Origin of the sequence: Collinsella aerofaciens, assembly GCF_039062315.1 — a bacterium.
Classification (GTDB): Bacteria; Actinomycetota; Coriobacteriia; order Coriobacteriales; family Coriobacteriaceae; genus Collinsella; species Collinsella aerofaciens_BG.
Genome location: NZ_JBCJBG010000007.1, coordinates 1 through 24,664, shown reverse-complemented (window position 1 = coordinate 24,664; position 24,664 = coordinate 1). Strand labels below are relative to the sequence as shown.

Genomic DNA, 24,664 nt, shown 5'->3' with positions numbered 1-24,664 from the left:
CGTTACTCCTTAACGGTTTTCTGTAGCAGGCAGACGGCCCAGGCGCCGATTCCCTCGCCCTGGCCTTCCCAACCGAGCTTTTCGGTCGTAGTGGCGGCGACGCCCACGTTTTCGACGTCAACGCCCAGAGCATGAGCGAGGTTGGCGCGCATGGCATCGCGGTGCGGGGTGATCTTAGGCTGCTGGCAGGCAATGGTGCAATCGGCATCGACAAACTCGAAGCCCAGCTCGCGCGCATAGTCCATCACGCGAGCGAGCAGCACCATCGAGTCGGCGCCCTCATAGGCGGGGTCGGTATCGGGGAATAGCTTGCCGATGTCTCCCCCGCGGCAGGCGCCCAGAATGGCGTCGGCCAAGGCGTGCGCGAGCACATCGGCATCCGAGTGGCCCAGCAGGCCGCGCTCGTAGGGAATGTCGACACCGCCGATGATACATCGACGCCCCTCCACCAGACGGTGGACGTCGTAGCCATGGCCAATGCGCAGGTTACTGAACATGGGGAAGGTCCTCTCCCTCGGCCATGCGACCGAGCAGAATCGCGGTTACAGGACGCAGGTCCTCGGGCACCGTCACCTTAAGGTTGTCGCGCGGGCTCTGGACGCAGCGGACGCGTCCGCCCATGCGCTCGACCAACGACGAATCATCGGTACCGATAAAGCCCTCGGCGATAGCAGCGGCGTGGGCGCGCTTCATAGCATCGACGCTAAAGATCTGCGGCGTCTGCGCAGCCCAATAAAGCTCACGCGGCGGCGTCTCGACGATGTTATCGCCGTCAACGATCTTGAGCGTGTCGATCGCGGGTTGACCGCACACGACACCGTCGAGCGAGCGGTCGCCCACAAGCACGTCGATCGCATGATCGATGGCCTCGGTCGTGATGAGCGGACGAGCGCCATCGTGAATGGCGACGTATTCAAAGCCCGCCGGCACCGCGTGCACGCCGGCACGGGTGGAGTCCTGGCGGGTATCGCCGGCATCGGCAAAACTGATGGGCGTGTCATAGTCAAACGGGTCGATGGCCAGGCGGCGCATCTCGGCACGGCGCTCGGCAGGGCAAACCACGACGATGTGGCCGACCTTATCGCTACGGTCAAACGCGCGGATGGACCAGCTCATAAGCGGACGGCCCGCCACGTTAACGAGCTGCTTGCCGCCGGGATTTCCAAAGCGCTGACCGCTGCCGCCGGCAACGACCACGGCGCATACGGGCGCCATTATGCGTTCCCCTGTTTGGTGCCCTTCATGCGGTACAGGGAGTCCGCAAGAATGGCAGGGTTGTTAACGCCAAAATCGCCCAGGCGCTCCGGATCCTCGCTGATGTCGTCCATGAGCTCCTGCAGCGAGCCGTACTCGTCGACGATCTTCTCGGCCACGCCGTCGCGCACGACGGACACGCGAGAAAGCGTGCGCAGGCCCAGCGGCGTCATGACGGAGTCCTCGTCCAAGTCGTCATAGCCCAGAACTGCCGCCACGTGCTGCGGGTCGGACAGGTCCTTAGGCGTCATGCGGGCAAGCTCAGCGCGAATCTTCTCGGCATTGGCCTCAGAGGAATCGCTTGCGTAGTCGCGGATCATCAAGTCGTATTCGGTATCCATGCTGGAGCCCGCGAGCTGCTCGAGCTGCATCTGCACGAGCTTGCCCTGGTTACCCAGCTTGACAATGCAATCCTTAAGCTCGGTCTTTGCCTGCTGCATGATCTCGAAGCTTGAGAAGATGCCAGTGATGTCGGCGAGCGTGACGTAGTCGTCGAGCTCAAGGGCCGTCAGGCGCAGCAGGGAGCGATCGAGCGACTGACGGGTAGTCTGGAGCGTGGCGACGAGCTGGTTGACCGAGCTCATGATGGTGGTAACGGGCTGGATCTCGTAGCTCTTACCGTGGACGTACACGTTGACGACGGCACGACGAGCCGAAACCGAGATCACGATGGCGTCGGTGAGCACCGACATGCGAGCGGCGGTGCGGTGACGCATGCCCGTCTCGCTCGTGGCAAGCGAGGGATCGGGATTGAGGTGGAAGTTGGCGCGCAGGATCTGGGTGAGGTCGCCGTCGATGACGATGGCGCCGTCCATCTTGGAAAGCTCGAACAGGCGGTTCGAGGTAAACGAAATGTTGAGCGGGAAGCCGTCGTTACCGGCAGCGAGCACGTTTTCGGTGTCACCGACGCAGATAAGGGCACCCAAGTGACCGGCAATGATCATGTCGAGGGCGGTGCGGATCGGCTGGCCGGGGGCAGTCAGGCGAATAGCCTGTTCCATACGCTTTTGCAGCTCGTTCTTATCCAAGGCATCGCTCCCATCGTATACGCTCCATAAACGCTAAATAGTTTCTCACGGTTTGTCCCCGCGGCGCTCGCGAAATCCGATGCTTACAGAATGAGCGAACACAGCTGAGAGCCCCAATCCAAATGAGCTGCTTATGTGGTAGCATCGGGATTCGCATAAATGAGGGAGTAGTCGCGTGATCGGGTTCGCCTCCGGTGGCGCGGCAAGTCAACACACTGGCCGATGCGGCCTGGCTTGCCTTAATGAACGAGACTCGTGGCTGTGCGCGCAACGCGTACGCCACGGGTCTTTTTTGTTACTCCCCCAAGAGGTACACGCGGGCCCGCCCGCAGAGAGGGAGCCAGACTATGGGACTCGCAGAGCTCGTGTTGCTCGCCGTTGGCCTTTCGATGGACGCCTTTGCCGTTTCCATCTGCAAGGGCCTCGGCATGAAAAAGATCAACCTTAAAGTCGCCGTGGTGCTCGGCCTGTTCTTCGGCGGCTTTCAGGCCGGCATGCCCGTAATCGGATGGGCGCTCGGCAGTCAATTCATGGGCATCATCGGACCCATCGACCATTGGATCGCCTTTATCCTTTTGGCCTTCATCGGCGGCAAAATGCTGTGGGAAGCCTTTACCGAAGACGAGGATGAAGGCGACGGCAAGGATGCTGAAAAGATTGACCTGGGCGAGTACCTGATCCTCGCCATCGCCACCTCAATCGACGCCCTGGCCGTGGGCATCTCATTTGCGGCGCTCTCGGTTGACATCGTTCCCGCTGTATCGCTTATCGGCGTCACAACGTTTATCTTCTCCGTCGCCGGCGTAGCGATCGGCCACACCTTTGGCGCGCGCTACGAAAATCCCGCCACCATCGTGGGCGGCGTCGTGCTCATCCTCATCGGGCTTAAGATCTTGCTTGAGCATCTGGGGATCCTCGCACTGTGACGAATAACGGCCGCCCGGCATTACGCCAGGCGGCCGTTTTCATAGCCAGCCGTTTTAGAGCGGCTTCACAGGCGACCTTTACGCGGCAAGGCGCTTGAGGACGTCGATGAGCAGCTCGTAGAAGCGCTCGGCAGAAGCGAGCTCCATGCTCTCGTCCGGGGTGTGGACATCGGAGAGCGTCGGGCCCACGGCGATGGCGTCCAGGCCGTGCAGGGCCTCGGCAAACAGGCCGCACTCAAGGCCGGCGTGAATGGACTCGATGCGCAGCTCGGAGCCAAAGAGCTCGCGATAGCTCTCGACGAAGACGTCGCGGACCGGCGAATGCTCGGCATAGCTCCAGCCGGGATACTCGAACTCGAACTTGGCGTCGAAGCCCAGGACATCGGCCAGCGTCTGCAGGCGGTCCTTGAACTCGTTCTGCAGCGAGGTGATCGAGGAGCGCGGGGACAGCATGATCTTGACCTCGTCGTCAGAGGTGGCAACCACACCGATGTTGGAGGAAACCTCGACGGAGCCGTCGGTGGCGACGTTGCGGCGAATCACGCCGTTAGGGGCAAGACGCAGGGCGCGGATGAGGGCAAGCGCGGACTTCTGGTCCATGGCCTCGACCTCGGCGTCGTCGGCAATCTCAACGGTGCAGGTAAAGCCGGGGTCGAAGACCTCGAGCTCGGCAGTGACGTCGGCGATGATGCCCTTTGCAATCTGGGCCGCGGCCTCGGCAGCAGCGTGGTCGGCGTAGACCAGAACAGCCTTGCACTCACGGTTGATGGCGTTGTCCTTGGTGCCGCCGTTAAAGCTAACGATGGCGGGCTCGCCGGCAACCATCAGGCGGTCGATGATGCGGGCCATGATGAGGTTGCCATTGCCGCGCTCCAGGTGGATATCGCTGCCGGAGTGACCGCCCAGTAGGCCGGAGATGTCGAGCGTGAGGGTGCTACCGGTCTTGTGCTCGCGCGCGATCGGGCAGGTGTAGGTAACGACGACGCCGCCGGCGCAGCTGACGGTGGCAACGCCCTCTTCCTCGGAGTCGAGATTAATCATAGTGCGGGCGCTAATCTGGGACTTGTCGAGCGTCTCGGCGCCGACCAGGCCAGTCTCCTCGTCGGTGGTGAATACGCACTCGAGGGCAGGGTGAACGATCGAATCGTCATCGAGAACAGTGAGCATCAGAGCGACGGCGATACCGTTGTCGGCGCCCAGAGTGGTGCCGTTAGCGGTGAGGACACCGTCCTTGACGACCAAGTCGATACCGTCGGTCGTAAAGTCGTGCTCAACGGAGCCCAACTTGTCGCACACCATATCGATGTGGCCCTGCAGCATGACGGTCGGGGCATTCTCGGCGCCGGCAGATGCGGGCTTGCGAATGATGACGTTGTAGACCTCGTCCTGATACACATCAAGACCGCGCTCCTTGGCAAACGCGACCAGGAAATCGCTGATGCCCTTCTCGTTGCCAGACCCACGGGGGATCGCGCTGACCTCCTCAAAGAAATGGAACAGCTGGGCGGGCTCGTAGCCGGTAATCTTGTAGTCCATGGTGCCTCCTTGGCGCAACTGGTTAGACAGTAAGACATGCGACTTGTATATTCCCAGACTTTGCGTGCATAAACCAGTCGAAAACGCCGAGCGCCCTCGCATCATCGGCTAACGGTGGACCGTATAGCGTAACGGTCACAACTTCCGCAGCTCTACAAATCGAGGCGCCCTTTCCGGAGCGCCTCGATTGCGCGTATCAAATTGTCGCCACGCCCTACAGCGCGCCGGAACCGGCTTGCATCATGCCGCCGGGGCCCGAGCTCACGCCACTGCTCACAGGCGCGGCGTTTCCGGTGTGCGGCGCCGCCGGAGCGGTATCGCCCCCGAGTGCACCCGCCGGACGCGGCGCCGGAATCTCACCCGTGCCGTGGCTAAAGACAAACTTGCCGTCGACCACGTCGCACAGGACGGTATCGCCCTCGCCCCATTCGCCGGCCAGAAGCTCCTCGGACAGCGGGTCCTCGATAAGCTTTTGGATAGCACGGCGCAGCGGACGCGCACCATTGGTAAGGTCGGTACCCTCGGCCACGATCTTGTCATAGGCCGCATCGGTGAGCTTGATGTTCATGCCGTTGGCAATCAGGCGCTGGCGCAGATCGTCCACCAACAGGTGCGCAATCTTGGTCAGGTTCTCGCCCGAGAGCTTCTGGAACACCACAATATCGTCGATACGGTTGAGCAGCTCGGGACGAAACAGGCGCTTGAGCTCGCCCATCGCACGGCCGCGGATCTCACTCGACGTGAGACCCTGCTCGCCGGTGGTGCCAAAGCCCACGCTCGCATCCTGCGCAATCTCGCGGGCGCCCACGTTGGACGTCATGATGATCACGGTGTTGCGGAAATCGACCGTCTTGCCCTGACTATCGGTCAGGCGGCCCTCCTCCAACACCTGTAGCAAGATGTTGAAGATATCAGGGTGTGCCTTCTCGATCTCGTCGAACAGCACGACCGAGTACGGGTGACGACGAACGGCCTTGGTGAGCTGACCGCCCTCGTCGTGACCCACGTAACCCGGAGGGCTACCGATAAGCTTGGAGACCTCGAACTCGCTACCGAACTCGGACATGTCGAAGCTGATGAGCGCGTCCTTGCTGCCAAAGAGGTACTCGGCGAGCGTCTTGGCGAGCTCAGTCTTGCCCGTGCCGGTGGGGCCCAGGAAGATAAAGCTACCGCCGGGGCGACGCGGGTCCTTGAGCGGCGAACGGCTGCGGCGCACTGCCTTGGCGACGGCCTCGACGGCCTCGTCCTGGCCGATAATGCGGGTCTTGAGCACGCTTTCGGTCTGCAGTAGGCGACGGCTCTCGCTCTCGGTGAGCGAGGAAACCGGCACGCCAGAGGTCACGGACACGATGTCGGCAATCTGACTCACGTCGATGGTGAGCGGGCTGGCGTCGAGCTCGGCGGTCCAGGCGGCCTTGGCTTCGGCGAGTTCAATCTCAGCGGCCTTCTGCTGCTCGGTGATCTCGGCGGCCTTGTTCATGTCATCGCTCTCGGTGGCCTCCTGCGCGGCGGCCTTGAGCTCCTCTATACGATGCTCGGCCTCGCGCACCGGCTCGGGCGCGCGATTCGCGGCGATGCGAGCGCGGGCACCGGCCTCGTCGATGAGGTCGATGGCCTTATCGGGCAGGAAGCGATCCTGGATGTAGCGGTTGGAAAGGTTCGCGGCGGCCTCGATAGCACCCTGCGTATAGCGCACATGGTGGTGCTCCTCGTAGCGCGGCTTGAGCGCGGTCAGGATCTTGACCGTGTCCTCGACGCTCGGCTCCTCGACATCAATGGTCTGGAAGCGACGCTCGAAGGCCGGGTCCTTGGTGAGGTACTTGCGGAACTCCTCGGCCGTGGTGGCACCGATGATCTGGAAAGCACCGCGCGCGAGCACGGGCTTGAGCATAGAGCTCGCATCGATAGAACCCTCGGCAGAACCGGCACCGATGATGGTGTGCATCTCGTCGATAAACAAGATGACGTCGTCGGCTTCGGTCGCCTCCTGGATCACGTTCTTGAGGCGCTCCTCAAACTCACCGCGATACTTGGCACCCGCGACAAGACCCGGCAGATCGAGCGTCCAGATATTCTGATTCATAAGATTCTCGGGCACATTGCCAGCAGCAATCTGCTGCGCCAGGCCCTCGACGATAGCCGTCTTGCCCACGCCGGGATCGCCCAGGATAAGCGGATTGTTCTTGGTGCGGCGCGAAAGGATCTCCATCATGCGCTGGACTTCCTTTTCGCGGCCAATCACGGGATCGAGCTCGCCGTCGCGCGCCTTTTGCGTGAGGTTGGTGGCGAACTGCTTGAGCGTGTCGGTGCCGCTCCCCTTTTGCTGAGAGGCATCCGAGCCGCTAAAGAACGGCAGGCCCGCACCGGGACGACCAGCGCCAGCGCCAGCGAGCGGACGCTTCTTGTCCTGATCCTTGGCAGTGAGCTTTTCGATGGCCTTTTTAATGGAAGCAGACGACACGCCCAGGCGCATGAGGATGTCCATGGCCATGCCGTTGCCCTCTTCGACGATGCCGATCAGCAAGTGCTCGGTCGAAACGTAGGTCTGGTTGTTCTCGCGTGCCACGCGGAAGGAGCGCTCCATCACGCTGATGACGAGCGGCGTAAAGGCGAGCTTGGCAGCCTCGGTCTCCTCGCTGGGCTCGGGAACCGTGGTCTGGACCTCTTTGAGGGTATCCATGATGTCATCGTAGGAGATATCGAGCGAGCGCAGTGCCTCGGCGGCAATACCCTCGTCCTCCTTAGCGAGAGCAAGCAGCAGGTGCTCGGTGCCCACCTTATTTGAGTGCAGATCGAGCGCCTCTTGCTTGGCCATGGACATGACCTTGCGCGCGCGATCGGTAAAACGGTCTAACATGCTAGTTCCTCTTAGACGAGCTAGTTTTTCAAACGCAAAGCGCCACTCGTGGCGGCGCTTTGGTCTCTTTACCCATATGGAGTATATGTTAACCGTTGGGACCTTTCCCACCCGTAGCCGCGCGACAACGTCTACAAAAAAAGGAATCGCCGGGTGCGGTGGGCGCTCTAGGCTAGAGGCTGTTGCCTAGCAGGCAGGCTCGGCGTCCATGCTCTCGGCAACGTCATTGACGGCATCGGCAACGGGAGCGCCAGGCATACGCACAAGCTCCATATGCTGCTCTTCAAAGACGGTTCCCATGGGGAAGGCGCGGCGGAAGACAAAGCGAGCAACCGGACCAGCCACCAGCAGGTTCCAGGGCAGGGCCATGATAAAGTTGCGCGGAATGTTGACGAGCCACATCATCGGCAGCGCCTGCAAATTGGCAAGCGGGCCGCCGGGCATATGGAACAGGCCTTCACACGCGCCGTAGAGCGACATGATGATAACCATGGGAACGACCATGCAGGAGCTGACGGCGAGCGTCATGGCAAGCGGCGAGCTCTTGCCCGGCGTGACCAGGAATTTAAAGGCGAAGCCCTTAGCAAGGGGGCTGGCAACAAACCAGTCGCAGCACATGGCAAAAACGTAGGCAACGGGGAAGCCGAGCCACGCGGCGGCAACAACCTCGCCGTTGATGGCCCCATGCTGCAGGGCAACGTTGTAGATGCTCATCCAGAGCACCATGCAAAAGCACATGATAAAGGTGAACAGCAGGCTCTCTCGTTTGTTGATAGGCATAAAGGGCATGGTCCTTTCTGTGTTACGCCGCGGCACCACGCAACAAAAACGGGCGGGCGAGATGGAGCTGTTGGGACTTCATCTCGCCCGCCCGTGGTACGTGCGTCTGCGACTACTTATGTGGTGAAACCAGCCTAGCACGAAAAGCACGTGCTTCGTAAGCGTTGAGTTTATGAAAATGCGAGGCGCAGTTGATCCGTTGGGACGTCCCCAACGACTAATTAGCTGGTGTGGCGCCAGCGAGGGTCGGTGAGTGTACGTGCCACACCCAGACCAACGGGCAAAAACGCCACAATGAGCACTGCACGCACAAACCAACCGAGCATATTGACCGTATCGAAGGTGCACATGTAGTACATCGAGCGATACAGATACAGGCCCGGCACCATAATGACAATTGATGGCACCGTGAGGGCGATACGTGGGTAGGTGAGCTTGACTTCGGCCAAGCTTGCCAGCAGTCCCGATATCAGCGCGCCGATAAACGCTGCCGCCTCGGGAGGCATACCTACGCTCAGGCCCAGAAAGGGAAACAGCGTCGGCGCATCGACGAGCGTAAGGCGCAAGGTATTGGACACGGCGCCGATCAGCCCAGCTGCCGCGGCCATCTTTACCGGGCTGTTGAACATCACCGAGAAGCCGAATACGCCAACGAAGCTCATCACCACGCGCAGGAGCGTAAGGGCAAGCGGCGAAAGGCCGAGCGGGGCAAAATCATCCGGTGCCAGCCCCGCACACTCGGCAACCATCCAGCCCACAAGGGTCGCCATCACAATAATCGACACGGCATACGAAAGACGCTCAATGCCGCTTCGCATATCGAGCTTAGCGATGTCGAGGCCTGCCGTAATGAGGGGAAAGCCGGGAATCACAAAGAGCATGGCGCCGATATAGCCTTCTTGGTGCGACATTGCCCCCGGTACGACCTGGCCAAGGCCGAGCAATGCCAGCAGATACGAAACGCAAGCGAGCGCAACGCCCGTCGTCAGCGCGCTAAACTGGCCAAGACCCTGCTTGAGAATATGGGAGCGAGCAAAGTTGCCGACACCAGCGCCTACGAATGCGCAGGCCATCTCGATAGGGCCGCCGCCGAGCAAAAAGACGAAGGCGCCGCAAGCACAGGCTGCCGCAAGGCCCTGTTGCCAGGGAGAGTAATCGGGCTTTGAGCTCTCAACGGTCCTGAGCATCTCGTGGTATTCGTGCACGGTAAACCGGCGCCCATACGTCTCGATTTCCTTTAAGAAGCTCTCCATCATCCAAATGCGATGGGTATTGACTCCCGTTGTGGGCAGGCTGACAACCTCGTTAAAGCAGTGGCCATCTTCGATGCAAGTGCACTCAAACGACAGAAGACTCAGGTCGACGTGAATCGTGACGCCGAGTACGGCAGCAACACGATTCATGGTATCGCGCACGCGCCAGGCACCTGTTCCGCTTGCCAGCATAAGCATGCCGGTGCGGCAGATGATGGATGACTTATCGGTGAGTGGCGCATCGACGGCAAGCTCATCGCCTGCCGTCACGATCTGGTGCCAGTCAGTTTTCATATGGAGCGCGCCGGCACGAACGCCGTGGTGCATGGGGGCTCTCGAAAGCAGCGAGTCAAGGCGCGAAGGCTGTGGGGGCTCCACTGATTCACCCTCAACCTCATCAGCCTCTTCATCGACCAGATCAAAGGAATCAAGCGGCGCTGGCTCGCGACGGTCGATCAGCTCCTCGTCCTCATCATCAAAGTAATTGAACTGATCGAGCATGTCCTCTTCGATTGCACGATCGCTCGCGTCGTCCATATAGACGCTCCCTTCCTGCCGACTAACCCCCATCCTAGGCAGCGACGGCTAAAGGAAACATAAAAGAGACGACTGTCATGCGAGCCATGTGCGCAATATCCGTTGGGTAGTCGTTTAAGAACGTCCCCAATGACTACATCGATGTATTGGCAACGTCAGCGAGCGGGCCGCATTTGAGACAAGGTGACGTGAAACGAAAGGGCGCTGACCTTCTGGTCGCGCCCTTGAAGTTGAACGTCAGATTGTCCAAATGCGGCCCGCGCAGCGTCGAGCCGTTACGCGGTTCGTAGAACCGCGTAACTAGTTAGTACATCTTTGCGCCGGCGGGGATGGAGGCGTCGAGCTGGATCAAGTTGAGACGCTCCTCGCCCTCCTCCTCGTGGACAGCGCTGATCAGCATGCCGCAGCTGGGAATGCCCATCATCTTGCGCGGAGGCAGGTTGGTGATGGCGAGCAGAGTCTTGCCGACCAGGTCCTCGGGCTCGTAATAAGCGTGAATACCGGAGAGGATGGTGCGGTCGGTACCGGTACCGTCATCGAGCGTAAAGTTCAGCAGCTTCTTGGACTTCTTGACGGCCTCGCATGCCTTGACCTTCACAGCGCGGAAATCGCTCTTGGAGAAGGTATCAAAGTCGACGAACTCCTCAAACAGCGGCTCAACGGCGATCTTGGAGTAATCGAGCGTGGGCTTAAGCGACTTAACGAACGGGCTCGCGGCGTTGCCGGCCTCGGCAGCCTTGGCGGCAGCGGCACCGGACTGGAAACCCTTCTCGGGCTTCATGTGCGGGAACAGCAGCACGTCGCGGATAGAAGCCTGGTTAGTAAGCAGCATGACCACGCGGTCGATACCGATGCCAATGCCGCCCGCGGGAGGCATACCGTACTCGAGGGCGCGCACGTAGTCCTCGTCATACTCCATGGCCTCGTCGTCGCCGCCGGCCTTCTCGGCCATCTGGGCAGCAAAGCGCTCAGCCTGGTCGACCGGGTCGTTGAGCTCGGAGAACGCGTTGGCATACTCGTGACCGGCAATAACCAGCTCAAAGCGGTGCGTCAGGCGCGGGTCGTCCTCAAAGCGCTTGGCAAGCGGGCTGACCTCGATGGGGTAATCGCACACGAAGGTCGGGTTGACGATGGTGTCCTCGCCCAGCTCATCGTAAATCTCGGCGATAATCTTGCCGGCGGTCCACTCGGGCTTAATCTCCAGGCCCTTCTCGCGCGCGGCGGCAGCAAGCTCCTCGACCGGCGTGTCGATGGTGACCTGCTTGCCGAGCACGTCCGAGACGATGTCGGTCATGGGACGGCTGGCCCACTCACCAGAAAGGTCGATGGTCTGGCCCTGGTACTCGATGACCTCGGGGTTGCCGATGGCCTTGTTAGCCGCCTTAATGACACCCTGGGCGAGCGCCTTCATGCCCTCGAGGTCGGAGAAGGCACGGTAGGCCTCCATCGTGGTGAACTCGGGGTTGTGGGTAAGGTCCATGCCCTCGTTACGGAAGATGCGGCCGATCTCGAACACGCGCTCAAAACCACCGACAATGCAGCGCTTGAGGTGCAGCTCGGTGGCAATACGCAGGTAGCACTCCTGATCGAGCGCGTTGAAGTGGGTAATGAACGGCTTGGCAGTAGCGCCGCCCTGGATGGTCTGCAGGATGGGGGTCTCGACCTCCATGTAGCCGTCGGACTCCATAAAGCGACGGAAGGTGGAGAGAATCTGCGAACGCTTACGGAAGGTCTCGCGAACGTCGTCGTTGGCGATCAGGTCGACATAGCGCTGGCGATAGCGGGTCTCCTTGTCGGAAAGACCGTGGAACTTCTCGGGCAGCGGACGAACGGCCTTGGCAAGCAGGGTCGCGCTCTTAGGGGCAACGGAAAGCTGGCCGCGCTGGGTGCGCACGACCACGCCGGTCACGCCCAGGATGTCGCCCAGGTCGAGGGCCTTGAGCGTATTCCAGGCAGCCTCGTCCATGTCGTTGATGCGGCAGAACAGCTGAATCTCGGCAGTCGCATCGCGCACGACGATGAACATGATCTTGCCCTGACCGCGCTTGGCGACCACTCGGCCGGCGATCTTCACGACGTCCTCGGTGTCCTCGCCATCGGCAAGCTCGGCGTACTTAGCCTCGATATCGGCGACGTAGTCCTCAAGCTCAGAGTGCTCGGGATAGGGGTTCTGGCCCGCCTCGAACAGGGCGGCGCGCTTGGCCAGGCGGGTGGCGCGCTCGTCGTTGAGCGTCGATGCCTGATCGGCGGCGTTCTGGTTCTCTGCCATAAGTTAGCTCCTCAAACTAAAACGCTCCCCAGGATTCGGTCCCAGGGAGCGAAAACATACCTTTACGCGGGACCGTGGTCTAGCGTGCGATCTTGGCGATGGTGTAGACGCGAGTCTTGCCGGAAGGCGTAACGACCTCGACGGAATCGCCCTCGCCGTGACCGATGATGGCGTGACCGACCGGAGACTCGTTGGAGATCTTGTGCTCGAGCGAGTTGGTCTCGGTAGTACCGACAAGCGTGACCTCGATGAGCTCACCGTTGGGGTCGACCAGGGTGACGGTCGAGCCAATGGAGACGGTCAGGTCGCCCGTGCTGGCAGCGATCTGAGCGTTGGCGAGGATGGCCTGGATCTCGGCAATACGAGCGGCGTTCTGGGCCTGCTTGTCCTTAGCGGCGTCATACTCGGAGTTCTCCGAAAGGTCGCCGAACGCGCGGGCTTCCTTGATGTCCTCGACGATCTCCTTGGCGTAATCGCCCTCACGCCAAGCGAGCTCCTCGACGAGCTTCTGGCGGCCCTCAGCGGTCAGTACGATCTGGCTTGCGTCCATACGGATATCTCCCCAACTCTGATCAAACAATCAACTGTCAACAAAACGAAAAAGACCGGCTAGCCTGCGGGCAAGCCGGTCAGGTGCTCACCCCAAAGGGATGGGACTACTCTGCGTCCGCGTCGCTGTCCTCTGCCTGCTTCTTCTTGGCAGCAGCGAGCTTGGCCTCGAGCTCAGCGATCTCCTTGTCCTCCTCGGACTGCTCGACCACGACCTCCTCGGCCTGCTTCGTCTCGGCCTTATCGTCGCCCTCCATACCCTCGCGGATATTCTTGACGGTAGAGCCGAGGGACTTGCCGAGCTTCGGCAGGTTCTTGGGCCCGAAGATAATCAGGACAACGACGAGAATAATGATGAGCTCAGGAGCCCTCAGTCCAAACATGTAGACCTCCACAATACAGCGAGACAAGCTCGAATGAGTATACCGCGGGTATCGCGGTATCACAACAATAGCTAAAAAAAGGGACCGCAAGAAGCGGTCCCTCCTCATGCTCTGGTCGGGTTGACTGGATTTGAACCAGCGACCCCTGCGTCCCGAACGCAGTGCTCTACCAAACTGAGCCACAACCCGTTAGCTCGACTATAGTAACAAAGATTTCCGTCGTGTGCTAGAGAAATTTTTACTTCTTTGGCACTTCGACGCGAACCGTGTTGGGAATGAGCTCCGTCGCGCAGGACCACCAGCCGTTTTGCTGGGCAGCCTCGGCAAGTCTTTCGGCCGTGGCGGCGGTGTCGCAGATGGCAAACGAACAGGCACCCGATCCGCACACATCTACAGCAACGGTGCCGTCCTGTTTACGCAGCCAATCGAGAACCGTTTGAATCTGCGGCTCCATCTGTGCGGAAATGACACCCAAGTTGTTATGGATGAGCGCATATGCCGTCTCGGCATCACCATCACGCAAGGCAGAAGCTATCGCGCCGGGCTTGTCCGCAGGCACCGGGGCCTCGTCAAAACGTCGATAGGCCTCAATTGTCGAAACGCTCGCCTCCCGCGGCTTAACCAGTACGACGGGCGTCGCGGGCAGCGCGGGGTACTCAGTTGCCAGCACGTCTCCCCCACCCACGTAAAACGCAGGGCTCGCGTGCAAAAAGAATGGGACGTCAGCACCAATGCCCCGCGCAATGTCGTCGAGCGCTAGGTCGGTGCGATCAATGCCCCAGAGCTCCGCCAAGGCGACAATGACCGCGGCCGCATCCGTCGAGGGGCCGCCCAAGCCGGCGCACAATGGGATGCGCTTCTCAATCGTCACGCAGATGTTTGCCTCGCGACCATAATGCTCGACCATAGCAACCGCAGCCCGATACGCCGTATTCTTTTGCATGGGAAAATCTGATGCCGGAACCGTCTGGACAGTCAGCGCCTGCGCCGGCGTGACCGTCACGGTATCGAAAAGACCGACGGCTGCCATCAGGGAATCGACCCTGTGGTAGCCGCGGTCATCGCGCTCGGTATGAACCCCCAGGTAGAGGTTAATCTTTGCCGGCGCGGAAAGAGTCAGGGACCAATCGGTCACCGTTAGTGCTCCTCGAGCTGATTGCCGAGCGGGGTAAAGATATGCTCGCCGCTCTCGGGGTCGAACAGCTCGACCTGACCGGTGAGGACATCGATATACTGGTAGGACTGACGCGACTTGCGGCCGCGACGCTCGTCAACCTCGACGATAAAGACGGCGGGGTGAACGCTCTTGATGGTGCCCATGCGCTCGACAACGCGGGTGCGGCCCATGTTGGCCTTAACCTTGACGCGATCGCCCACCATATCGGTCAGCTTCTCGTGGATGTCGTCGACGTGATTGACTTCCATCTCTTCCATGAACAGGGCCTCCAGAAGGTGCAATTCAAAAAGGGGATAATACCCCTAAGATAGACAAAACTCTAATACTATAGCACCCTGTTGTGGCCATACGCAAGTAGCTAAAAAAGCCCGGTCTCGAATACGTACCAGACGACAATCTCGCATGACCAGTTGTTACGCGGTTTGGTAAAACCGCGTAACCTAAAGGTTATCGGTGTCCAAGACGATGGTGAATGGGCCGTCGTTGACCAAGTCGACTTTCATATCGGCGCCAAAAATGCCGTGCGCCACGTGTTCGACATCTTGGCGAACGAGCGTCAGGAAGTACTCGTAGAGCTCGTTGGCAACATCGGGCGCGCCGGCATCCGTAAACGACGGACGGCGACCGTGGCGGCAGTCGGCGAACAGCGTGAACTGCGACACCACGAGCACCTCGCCGTCGACATCGGCAAGTGCCAGATTGGTCTTGCCGTTCTCGTCCTCGTTGATACGCAGCCCGCGGAGCTTGCCCCACAGCTTGTCGGCCTCGGCACGCGTATCGCCATGGCCCACACCCAGCAGCACCAGGTAGCCGCGTCCAATGCGGCCCACGCACTCGCCGTCGACCGTCACGCCGGCGTTGAGCACGCGCTGCACCACCGCACGCATGGCCTACTCCTCGCCCGTCAGCTTGGCGGACAGATGCTCGAGCGCGTGGAAACGATGGCTGATGGCGTTCTTCTCGTCAGCCGTCAGCTCGGCCATGGTCTTGCCCGGCGTGTCGACCGGCAGGAACAGCGGGTCATAGCCAAAACCATGGTCGCCGCGGCCCTCGTGCGCGATAACGCCCTCGCAGGCGCCCTCGCCATAGGTAACCAGACCGTCCGTGTCGATGAGCGCGACGACGCTCATAAAGCGCGCGGTGCGGTCCTCGTCGGCCACGCCTTCCAGGTTAACGAGAAGCTTGGCGTTGTTGGCGGCATCGTCGCCGTGCACGCCCGCATAGCGCGCGCTATACACACCGGGCTCACCGTCCAGCGCGTCGACGACCAAGCCCGAATCGTCGGCAATGGCCATAAGGCCCGTCTCCTCAACCGCGGCTTGGGCCTTGATGATGGCGTTCTCCAAAAACGTCGTGCCGTTTTCCTCGGGATCCTCAAAATCACCCAGCTGGCCGAGCGCCACAAAGCGCACCTCGGGCATGACCTTGCCCAAAATGGCCTCGATCTCGGTGAGCTTATGGGCGTTGCCCGTTGCCACGACGATGGTCGCCGCCGGGTCGAGGGTGTCGATGTCAATCTTCTCAAGTGCCATGACTGGCCTCCTTGTCTCTATAGCAAGCCGCGTGAGGGGCGTTTGGGCACTTGACCTCTCCCCTCTCAGGCGATCGGACCTTTCAACGCAGCATTTCAGCAGATAAAACCTACCAAAATAAACCTGTCCCTTTTGGCAGGTTAGGCGATGGCTTGGCGCTGAAGCTCGATGAGCTCGGCGATACCCTTGTCGCCCAGGTCGAGCAGGGCGTTGAGGCGTTTGCGGTCAAAGGGCGCCTGCTCGCCGGTGCCCTGGAGCTCGATCATCTCGCCGGTGTCGGTGGCGACGAGGTTCATGTCGACCTCGGCATGGCTGTCCTCGGAATAATCGAGGTCAAGCAGCGTATTGCCGTCGGCAACGCCCATGGAGATGGCAGCCACCTGGCCGATAAGCGGGATGCGCTCGATCTTGCCCGCCTCGACCCACATGGCGAGGGCGTCGCGCAGCGCCACCCAGGCGCCGGTGATGCTCGCTGTACGCGTGCCGCCATCGGCCTGAATCACGTCGCAGTCGACGGTAACGGTGTACTCGCCGAGTGCCTTCATATTGACGACGGTACGCAGGCTGCGACCGATGAGGCGCTCGATCTCCATGGAGCGGCCCTTGCGGTTGGCGTGCTCGCGCTTGCAGCGCTTGCCGGTCGACGCCGGCAGCATGGCGTATTCCGCGGTCACCCAGCCGGCCTTAGCTCCCTTTCGCCAGCCCGGCACGCCCTCCTCGATAGTGGCGGCGCACAGCACGCGCGTGTCACCGAACTCGGCCAAACACGAGCCGTGGGCGTGCTTCATGACGCCACGAGTGAGCTTGACGGGGCGCAGCTCATTGGCGGCACGGCCGTTGGCGCGGTTGACCTGCATATACTCCATAGAAATATCCTTTCGGCAAAAGGTGAAAGTGAGCCTTTGGTCGGTGACCTTGTATCTATTTCAGTTCGTCGATATCGATATGCTCAATGCTCTTGAGCGGCTGGCCAAAGATAAAGCTACCCGCCACCGCAAACTCGGCAATGTTATCGGCCGTCGTGGCAAAACGATGCTGCGGCTCGGCGGCGTCGCCCGCCAGCTGCTCGCGGCGCGTGAGGATATCGGTCAGCTCGCGCGTGGTCTCCTCGGCGGAGCTCACGACGCGCACCCCAGGCCCCAGCGCATGGCGGATAGGTCCCACCAACAGCGGGAAATGCGTACAGCCGAGCACCACGGTGTCGATACCATGGTCGCGCAGCGGCTCAACCGTGGCACCCACCAGCGCACGCACGGCAGGCGTATCGAAGATGTCCTCGTTCTCAAGCCACTGTTCCTGCAGATGTGCACCCGAGGCGAGCTCGTGTTCGACAACCTCGACAAAGCTCGAGGCAGGACAGCCGTATACATCGACGCCGGCATCTAGATCCTGAATGGCGCGCGTGTAGGCGCCCGAGCGAATGGTGAGGTTGGTAGCGAGCACGCCCACGCGACGCGTACGCGTGCTGTTGATTGCTGCACGGGCACCCGGCGCGATCACGCCGATCACGGGAACGTCGAGCACCTGCTGGGCCAAACGCAAGGCCGCAGCGGTCGCCGTGTTGCAGGCGATGACCATAATCTTGACGTCGTGCTTCGAAAGCCAACGACCCGCCTGCAACGCAAACGAGCGAACCTCGTCCTCGGTGCGGGTGCCATAAGGGCAGCGCTTAGTGTCACCGAAATAGTAGACGGACTCGTGCGGAAGTGCCGTTGCGATCGCGCGCGCGACCGTCAAGCCGCCCAGGCCCGAGTCGAACACGCCGATCGGACGCGTGTCCCCGGCCATATTATCGATATCGGACATTACCTCACCAGATTCTCTCTCGAAAAATGCGACCAATCGTGATGCGTCGCGCTACGAACGGGCTGCGACCAGCAGCTCGGCCGTTGCCACCCAACCGTCGACAATCTTGCCGCGCGTAATATAGGCATTGTCGCAGGCGTCCAAGAACTCCGGGGCACCGGCGCTCGTCAGACCGTTCTCGACCAGGCAGAACATGCCAACATGGTCGGCCATGTAGAAGTCGGACTCGGAGTCGCCGAGCGCAAGCGTCTCCTCGCACTCGATCCCCAGGTGCTCGCAGAAGCGCGAAATGGCAACGCCTTTGTTAAGACCCGCCGGATTGATGTTGAAGGCGCGACCGTCCTCGACGCGATTAAGCTCGAGCGTCGTCGGCTTGGACAGGTGCGTCAGATGGCCGTTGCAAGCCCAGACCAGACCGCAGCCGGCCTCGTCCAGGATGGCCTGGACCTCATCGTCGGGCACATCGCCGCGCATGCCGACGGTGACCTCACGGTACTTGTAGCCGGTCGACATGTCGTTGTGGTACTCGATCTTGTGCGGCCAGCGGGCAAGGATCTTCTCGCACACGCCGGTCTGCTCGATCACCTGGTGCGGAGTAAGGCCGCAGGCGGGGTCGTAAGGCATGTCGCCGGTCAGATACTCCCAATCGTTGGCTTTGAGGTCGTACATGACCAGGCCGCCCATCTCGCCGATGTAGGAGTTGAGGCCGAGCACGCGCGCGTCCTCGTGGATCATGGTACGGTTGCGGCCCGAGGTGGGAACCACCTGGATACCAGCGCGAGCGAGCGCCACGACGGCCTCGACGAGTTTGGTCGAAGGGTTGCCGTCGTTGTCGCGCAGCACGCACGAGCCGGGCGCGAGCATCGTGGCATCCAGGTCGGTAAAGACGTACTTGACCTTGGCCAAGCGCTCGCGCATCTCGCCCGAAAGCTCGGCAACGGTCGGCAGGGTATTGTGGGACATGGTTACTCCGTTTACGTAGAAGGATTTGGACTTGGACGGCATGTTTTGATTGAGGGAACACGCTTATGGCGACAGCGCACTCAGGGCGCCGCCGCCATCATGGTTCATTAGTCAAACTGGGTAACATCGATCAGGCGATTGGCCAACGAAAGGTCGCTCTCGATGGGCACGAACTCGTCGCCCACGTGCATGAGCTCCTCGTCACCCTTTGCCAGCAGCAAGACAATGGTAGGAGCATCGGGGTTGACGTACTCCTCGCGCGCCGCCTTGAACGCCGCATGCACGGCAGCTTCGCGATCGAGGATGATCTTGTTCGGCGTATCGTCGGGAACATGTTCGGCAAGCTCGCGACAGACCTTCATCGGGTCCTCGTGAGCCGGGTCCTCATTGGCAAAGATCATCAGGTCGGAATACGGTGCGGCCTCGCGCGGAAGCTGCTCGCGGCGCTCCTGCGCCTTGCCGCCGGCAGCGCCAAACACCGCGATGACCGGGCTGGCGGGAAACGCGCGCTTGACCGACGAGAAAAGCGAACGGAACGAAAGCTGGTTGTGCGCATAGTCGACGACGCAGATCACGCGGCCGTCCTTCGACTCCACGACCTCCATACGGCCCGGCACACGCAGTTTGGAGAGGCCCTTCTTGATAGCCTCGATACCGATGCCGATCTCGCGCGCGGCGGCGATAGCGACCAGCGCGTTTTCCACGTTAAAGTCGCCCGCGATGCCCAGCAGGACCTTCTCCCCCGTCTCGGACTCGTCGGCACACAGGCCATGCAAGTTGAACTCGATGCTAAAGCCGACCATGCGTACGTCGCTTGCCCACAGGCTCGCCTCGGGATGCTCGACGCCAACGGTCACCAAGCGATCGGCCGTCAACGCTGCCTCTAGCACACGGTCAACCTCTTCGGTGCCTAGATTCACCACGGCGGTCTTTGCCTGGTCAAAGATCCTGAGTTTGCTCTCAAAATAATCCTCAAACGTGGGGTGTTCGATCGGCGAGATGTGGTCGCGGCCGATGTTGAGGAAGCACGCCACGTCAAACGGCAGATTCTCGACGCGTTGGTACTTGAGCGCCTGGCTCGAGACCTCCATGACCATGGACTGGCGACCGGACGTGCGGCAGTTGGCGATATGGCGCCAGACCTCGGGGGCCTCGGGCGTAGTATTGGTGCTCTCGTAGCACTCGATACCATCGTCGGTGTTCACCGAGCCGATCATGCCGCAGGACTCGCCCGCCGCCTTGATGATGGACTGGAGCATAAAAGCGGCCGTGGTCTTTCCCTTGGTGCCGGTGATGCCCACGATCTTGACGTCGTGGTCAGGACGGTCGTAGACCTCCGGCGGCAGCAGGGCCATGGCCGTGCGAACACTATCAACAACCAGCATCGCAGCACCGCTCTCCTGCGCCAGCGGCTCCAGAGACTCGACCAGCGACTCCTCGCACACAAATGCGACGGCGCCCGCATCGAGCGCCATGCTCAAAAACGCGGGCTTAAAGGCAGCACCTTTACAGAAGAACACGTCACCTGCCGAGACCGCGCGCGAATCAAACGAGCAACCGGTCACGGCACGCTCGTCAACCTGCTCTGATGCGCGCAGCTCGCCGCACACATCGAGAAGCTTGGCAAGCGTATCGACCGTGGTCACGGTCGCGGAATCCGAATGGTGCATCTTTCACCTTTCTCAGCCATTTGGCAGGGACGGTTTTCATAGTAACTGAAACGTGCTCGCGCAAAAACGGCTCCCGGAGGAGCCGTTACGCGCAGGCGTTCGTAAGCCGAGGCTAGGCAGCCTGAACAGAAGGCTGGCCCTCGTCGATAAAGAAGCGCTTGTACCACACTAGGAACACGAGCGGCGTATAGATCTTGCGCTGGAAATCGCCCTTGCCCGCAAAGTGCAGATCGAGCAGGTGCATAAGCTCGTCGGTATTGAAGAACTCGCTTGCCCACGGCGCGGTGAAGTACTCCTTGACATAGTCGTACCACTTTTGCTCGCGCAGCCAGTAGACAATCGGCACCGGGAAGCCCACCTTGGGACGGGTGGCCCACTCATCGGGCAACGACTTGTTGGCAGCGTGGCGGAGTACCTGTTTGTTGCCGTTCTCGTTGATGCGGTAGCGGTCGGGAATGTGCTCGGCGAACTCCATGACTTTGCGGTCCAGGAAGGGCACGCGCAGCTCCAGCGAGTGCGCCATGCACATCTTGTCGGCCTTGAGCAGAATGTCGCCCGGGAGCCACATGTTCATGTCCAGGTACTGCTTCTTGACCAGCTCGGGCTGACCCTTCACGCGCGCATAGATGGGAGCGGCAAGCTCGAAGGCGCCATCGCCGGTGTTGTACTCGGGCTTGAGCACGCCGTCGACCTCGCGCTCCGGCCATACCAGAGCCTGTCCCAGGAACGACTTCTCGGGGATCTCGGCACCCTTGACCAGGAAGTTATGTCCCTTGAAGTACGGCATATGCAGCGCCAGGTTACCGAGCGCGCGACGGATGGGCAGCGGAACCATCTTTTTGTACTTACGCACCGGGACCGTATCCTCGTAGTAGGCGTAGCCGCCAAAGAGTTCGTCGGCGCCTTCGCCCGAAAGCACGACGGTAACGTCCTTGCGGGCCATCTCGGCCAAGAACCACAGCGGCACGGAAGACAGGTTGGACTGCGGCTCGTCCATGTGATACTGGATGTCCTCGAGCGCACCGAAGAACTCGTCGGCGGTGATCATCTTGCGAACGTTCTCGACGCCGAGCTTATCGGAAAGCTCCTTGGCGTAGTTGGTCTCGTTGAAATTCTTGTAGTCAAAGCCCACCGAGAAGGTCTTGTCGGGCATAAGGCAAGCGGCGATGTAGCTGGAGTCGACGCCACCGGAGAGGAACGACGCGACCTTGACATCGGCGATGCGATGGGCCTCGACGCTCTCGTGCACGACCTCGTCCAGCTCGTCGACATACTCTTCGAACGGCTTCTCGACGGCAGAGTAATCGCAATCCCAGTAGCGCTCGATGTTCATCTTGCCGGTCGGGATATCGACGGTAAAGTAGTGCGCCGGCGGCAGCTTGTAGACACCCTCGAAGAAGGTCTCCTCAGTCGCCGAATACTGCAGCGTCATGTACGGACGCAGAGCCTTTTTGTTGACCGCCTTGTGGAAGTGCGGGTAGTCCAGGAAGCTCTTGATCTCGGAACCAAAGAGCACGCCCGGAGCGCCGTCGCCCGCATCGGCCATGGGATAGTAGTAAAGCGGCTTGATGCCAAAGATGTCGCGGGCGCCAAAAAGCTTGTTCTTCTTTTTGTCCCAGATGACGAAGGCGTACATACCGCGCAGGCGATCGAGGACGGCCTCGCCCCACTCCTCGTAGCCGTGCAGGAGGCTCTCGGTGTCGGCGCCGCAGTGGAACTTGTAGCCCTTGGCCTCGAGCTCGGAACGGAGTTCTTGGAAGTTGTAGATCTCGCCGTTGAAGACAATGACGACGCTGCCGTCCTCGTTGGCCATGGGTTGAGCGCCGGCCTCGGTCAGGTCGAGGATCGACAGGCGGCGGAAGCCCAGGGCAACGCGGCCGTCGATAAACTGACCGCCCATGTCGGGACCGCGATGGACGATGCGGTCCATCATCTTGGTGAGCACCTCGGATTGGTTATCCGTCCCACCGACAAAACCAACAAAACCGCACATATACTATCCCCTCTGCTGTTGCTGGGCATCAAATCGAATCAGTAGCTTTTGAGTATACCCGAGGGCGTAAAGAGGGGCGGAATGTTCAGGCAATCTCAACTGAATCAGCTCCGCGCCGACACGCGCCAGTTACCTTTAATGGATATGAGATGAATGAGGCGATTGTTTTGCTATACTCTCTCCGCACGGGCGATTGGCGCAACGGTTAGCGCAGGTGCTTTACACGCACAAGGCTGGGGGTTCGAATCCCTCATCGCCCACCACCGAATTGGAAACGGTCCTCGCAAGGGGACCGTTTTTGTTTGGGCCCGGTGCATGGGATTCGGACCCGCCAGGGTGCGGAGCTGAGGAAACGCGAAGCGTTTTCCAGCGCAGCACGCGAGGGCCGTAGGCCCGAAGCGAAAGCGGGCGGCGTCAGCCGCACGCGACACCCCTCATCGCCCACCATTGAGTTGGAAACGGTCCTCGAAAGGGGACCGTTTTTGTTTGGGCCCATTTCATGGGATTCGAACCCGCCAGCACGTCTGTCACAAAGGCCGTGGCCAAATAATGGCAAAAATGAGTACTGCTACTTTGCTTGCAACATATAAAAAGATAGCGTTTGCGTAAGTTACGCAACATATGTCCATTATAAGGACTAACAGTTAGATCACAATCGTGCATTCATCGCCATTTCGACTTGCTATCTGGCCTTATTAGTCCAAAATTGCTGCTACCAAATCGGTAGCAGTACTCATATTTAATGTTTTTTGACCAGCGGGTCTCCCTGCCTTAGCAAATCTAAGGCAAAACGGGCTCCAGACCGCTGAATCATGGGTAGCGCGCAGAGATGTGGTGTAAGAGGCGGGGCATGCCCCGCCTCTTCCCTTTCTTGAAAGGGAGGGGACACCGCCTAGAATTCGTCGTTGGAGTAATGAAGGTGACGAATGGAAGGAAAGGCGATGCCCCAAGAAGAGAGTGTACTGCGCCTCGGCCGCGACGAGGCCCTCGAGGCGGCGAGGCTTTGGCAGGAGTGCGGCGACGCGCGCGAGTTCGCGTGCAGGGTGCTGGGCGGCGTGATGAACGCGCTGATGGACTCCGAGGCCCAGCAGATGTGCGGCGCGGGCCGCAACGAGCGCAGCGACGGCAGGGAGAACAGCCGCAACGGCTACCGCCCCAGGTCGCTCAAGACCGCCGTGGGCGACGTGGAGCTCGAGATACCCAAGCTCAGGCACGGCACCTACTACCCCGAGGGCATGCTCGCGCGATGGTCGCGCGTCGACACCTCGGTGGCCGCCATCGTGCAGGAGATGTACGTGTGCGGCGTGTCCACCCGCAAGGTCGAGCGCGTGGCGTCCAGGCTGGGCATATCCTCGCTGTCGAGCTCGGAGGTCTCGAGCCTCTGCTCCGGCCTCGACGCCGAGGTGGCGGAGTTCCGCCGCCGCGACCTTTCGGGCACGCCGTGCTGCTACCTGTGGCTCGACGCCACCTACATGAGCTGCAGGGTCGGCTCGTCGGTCGTCTCGCAGGGCGTCGTGACCGCGATCGGGCTGGGCGCCGACGGGCGCAAGCACTTCCTGGGCTGCGACGTGGTCGACACCGAGAGCGAGGACTCCTGGGCGGCGTTCCTCGGCGGCCTGCGCGAGCGCGGGCTGGCCGGCGTTCGCCTCGTGGTCTCCGACAGCCACGCCGGGCTCGTGGCCGCCGTCTCGCGCCTGTTCCAGGGCTGCGCCTGGCAGCGCTGCGTGACGCACCTGCAGCGCAACCTCCAGAGCGCCTGCTCGGGCAGGCCCGAGGACTCCAAGGCGGCCGTCAGGGACCTCGTGCACGCCGCGGTCTACCAGGACGACCCCGACCTCGCGCGCTGCGTGTGGGCCGAGGCGGCGCCCTGGGTGGCGTCGGTGTCCGCCAGGGCCGGCGAGGTCTTCGAGCAGGCCGAGGACTCCGCGCTGGCGTTCACGGCCTTCCCCAGGGCGCACTGGGCCAAGCTCCGCACCAACAACGTCCAGGAGCGCGCCAACCGCGAGATCAAGCGCCGCTACAGGGTCGTGCAGTCCTTCCCCTCGAGGGAGTCGATGCTGCGCCTGACGTGCGCTGTTAGCGTCAATCTATTTTTCACCAGTTTCGCTAAACAGGCGCGCCGTTCGCGCAAAGGCGGTTTCACCGGTTGCG

At 61.1% G+C, this 24,664-nt stretch carries 21 protein-coding genes and 2 tRNA genes; 3 read left to right on the top strand and 20 right to left on the bottom strand.

Features of this window, described 5'->3' with window-relative positions; all coding sequences use genetic code 11:
* Positions 1-2: 2 nt before the first annotated feature.
* Genes ispF through disA form a run of 3 tightly spaced genes read right to left on the bottom strand, consistent with a single transcriptional unit; the run spans position 3 to position 2,255 of the window.
* Positions 3-497: a 2-C-methyl-D-erythritol 2,4-cyclodiphosphate synthase gene (ispF, locus tag ABCP74_RS05210; RefSeq protein ID WP_006234975.1), complete on the bottom strand. Its 495-nt coding sequence runs from the start codon at positions 495-497 to the stop codon at positions 3-5.
* Complete coding sequence (gene ispD / locus ABCP74_RS05205) at positions 487-1,215, bottom strand: 2-C-methyl-D-erythritol 4-phosphate cytidylyltransferase (RefSeq protein ID WP_022093924.1); 729 nt, start codon at positions 1,213-1,215, stop codon at positions 487-489. The genes ispF and ispD overlap by 11 nt, the downstream gene beginning before the upstream one ends.
* Positions 1,215-2,255: a DNA integrity scanning diadenylate cyclase DisA gene (gene disA / locus ABCP74_RS05200; protein ID WP_006234973.1), complete on the bottom strand. Its 1,041-nt coding sequence runs from the start codon at positions 2,253-2,255 to the stop codon at positions 1,215-1,217. The genes ispD and disA overlap by 1 nt, the downstream gene beginning before the upstream one ends.
* 374 nt (positions 2,256-2,629) lie before the next feature.
* Here disA and ABCP74_RS05195 point away from each other — a divergent pair, with 374 nt between their 5' ends.
* On the top strand, positions 2,630-3,208 hold the full coding sequence (locus tag ABCP74_RS05195) for a manganese efflux pump MntP (RefSeq protein WP_343001076.1): 579 nt from the start codon (positions 2,630-2,632) through the stop codon (positions 3,206-3,208).
* Positions 3,209-3,286: 78 nt separating this feature from the next.
* On the opposite strand, the gene ABCP74_RS05190 is transcribed toward ABCP74_RS05195, so the two are convergent.
* The 17 genes from ABCP74_RS05190 to asnB all read right to left on the bottom strand — a co-directional run bounded on the left by ABCP74_RS05190 (position 3,287) and on the right by asnB (position 22,513).
* Complete coding sequence (locus tag ABCP74_RS05190; RefSeq protein WP_343001075.1) at positions 3,287-4,744, bottom strand: aminoacyl-histidine dipeptidase; 1,458 nt, start codon at positions 4,742-4,744, stop codon at positions 3,287-3,289.
* 214 nt (positions 4,745-4,958) lie between these two features.
* Positions 4,959-7,601 (bottom strand): ATP-dependent Clp protease ATP-binding subunit, encoded by a 2,643-nt coding sequence (locus ABCP74_RS05185; RefSeq protein ID WP_343001074.1) that lies wholly within the window; start codon positions 7,599-7,601, stop codon positions 4,959-4,961.
* A 186-nt stretch (positions 7,602-7,787) separates the two neighbouring features.
* Positions 7,788-8,381, bottom strand: a complete 594-nt coding sequence (locus tag ABCP74_RS05180; protein ID WP_343001073.1) for a DUF2798 domain-containing protein — start codon at positions 8,379-8,381, stop codon at positions 7,788-7,790.
* A gap of 221 nt (positions 8,382-8,602) precedes the next feature.
* Entirely contained in the window at positions 8,603-10,171 is a 1,569-nt protein-coding gene (locus ABCP74_RS05175; protein ID WP_343001072.1) for a threonine/serine exporter family protein, read from the bottom strand.
* 304 nt (positions 10,172-10,475) lie between these two features.
* Entirely contained in the window at positions 10,476-12,440 is a 1,965-nt protein-coding gene (lysS, locus tag ABCP74_RS05170; protein ID WP_117820770.1) for a lysine--tRNA ligase, read from the bottom strand.
* 79 nt (positions 12,441-12,519) lie between these two features.
* Positions 12,520-12,990 (bottom strand): transcription elongation factor GreA, encoded by a 471-nt coding sequence (gene greA, locus ABCP74_RS05165; RefSeq protein WP_117820769.1) that lies wholly within the window; start codon positions 12,988-12,990, stop codon positions 12,520-12,522.
* 106 nt (positions 12,991-13,096) lie between these two features.
* Positions 13,097-13,372 carry a twin-arginine translocase TatA/TatE family subunit gene (gene tatA / locus ABCP74_RS05160; protein ID WP_022094895.1) on the bottom strand — a complete coding sequence of 92 codons (276 nt, stop codon included), beginning with the start codon at positions 13,370-13,372 and terminating at the stop codon, positions 13,097-13,099.
* A gap of 112 nt (positions 13,373-13,484) precedes the next feature.
* Positions 13,485-13,561 (bottom strand) — tRNA-Pro (locus ABCP74_RS05155).
* A gap of 49 nt (positions 13,562-13,610) precedes the next feature.
* Positions 13,611-14,507 carry a 4-(cytidine 5'-diphospho)-2-C-methyl-D-erythritol kinase gene (ispE, locus tag ABCP74_RS05150; protein ID WP_343001071.1) on the bottom strand — a complete coding sequence of 299 codons (897 nt, stop codon included), beginning with the start codon at positions 14,505-14,507 and terminating at the stop codon, positions 13,611-13,613.
* 2 nt (positions 14,508-14,509) lie between these two features.
* Positions 14,510-14,806 (bottom strand): Veg family protein, encoded by a 297-nt coding sequence (locus tag ABCP74_RS05145; RefSeq protein ID WP_006234957.1) that lies wholly within the window; start codon positions 14,804-14,806, stop codon positions 14,510-14,512.
* A gap of 183 nt (positions 14,807-14,989) precedes the next feature.
* Positions 14,990-15,436, bottom strand: a complete 447-nt coding sequence (dtd, locus tag ABCP74_RS05140) for a D-aminoacyl-tRNA deacylase (protein ID WP_055286755.1) — start codon at positions 15,434-15,436, stop codon at positions 14,990-14,992.
* 3 nt (positions 15,437-15,439) lie between these two features.
* Complete coding sequence (gene rdgB, locus ABCP74_RS05135; protein ID WP_022094898.1) at positions 15,440-16,081, bottom strand: RdgB/HAM1 family non-canonical purine NTP pyrophosphatase; 642 nt, start codon at positions 16,079-16,081, stop codon at positions 15,440-15,442.
* A gap of 140 nt (positions 16,082-16,221) precedes the next feature.
* Positions 16,222-16,947: a ribonuclease PH gene (gene rph, locus ABCP74_RS05130; protein ID WP_022094899.1), complete on the bottom strand. Its 726-nt coding sequence runs from the start codon at positions 16,945-16,947 to the stop codon at positions 16,222-16,224.
* A gap of 55 nt (positions 16,948-17,002) precedes the next feature.
* The gene (gene murI, locus ABCP74_RS05125) at positions 17,003-17,887 is read right to left on the bottom strand and encodes a glutamate racemase (protein ID WP_195920122.1); all 885 of its coding nucleotides are present in this window, start codon (positions 17,885-17,887) and stop codon (positions 17,003-17,005) included.
* Positions 17,888-17,938: 51 nt separating this feature from the next.
* Entirely contained in the window at positions 17,939-18,850 is a 912-nt protein-coding gene (locus tag ABCP74_RS05120; RefSeq protein ID WP_343001070.1) for an HAD family hydrolase, read from the bottom strand.
* Positions 18,851-18,957: 107 nt separating this feature from the next.
* Positions 18,958-20,520 carry a Mur ligase family protein gene (locus ABCP74_RS05115; RefSeq protein ID WP_343001069.1) on the bottom strand — a complete coding sequence of 521 codons (1,563 nt, stop codon included), beginning with the start codon at positions 20,518-20,520 and terminating at the stop codon, positions 18,958-18,960.
* A gap of 112 nt (positions 20,521-20,632) precedes the next feature.
* Entirely contained in the window at positions 20,633-22,513 is a 1,881-nt protein-coding gene (gene asnB / locus ABCP74_RS05110; RefSeq protein WP_161115110.1) for an asparagine synthase (glutamine-hydrolyzing), read from the bottom strand.
* Between the two features lie 187 nt (positions 22,514-22,700).
* On the opposite strand from asnB, the gene ABCP74_RS05105 reads away from it, so the two are divergent.
* Together ABCP74_RS05105 and ABCP74_RS05100 are read left to right on the top strand one after the other, a co-directional pair.
* Positions 22,701-22,776 (top strand) — tRNA-Val (locus tag ABCP74_RS05105).
* Positions 22,777-23,454: 678 nt separating this feature from the next.
* Positions 23,455-24,664 (top strand): IS256 family transposase (locus ABCP74_RS05100; protein WP_343001068.1); only part of this gene is annotated, 1,210 nt, incomplete at its 3' end.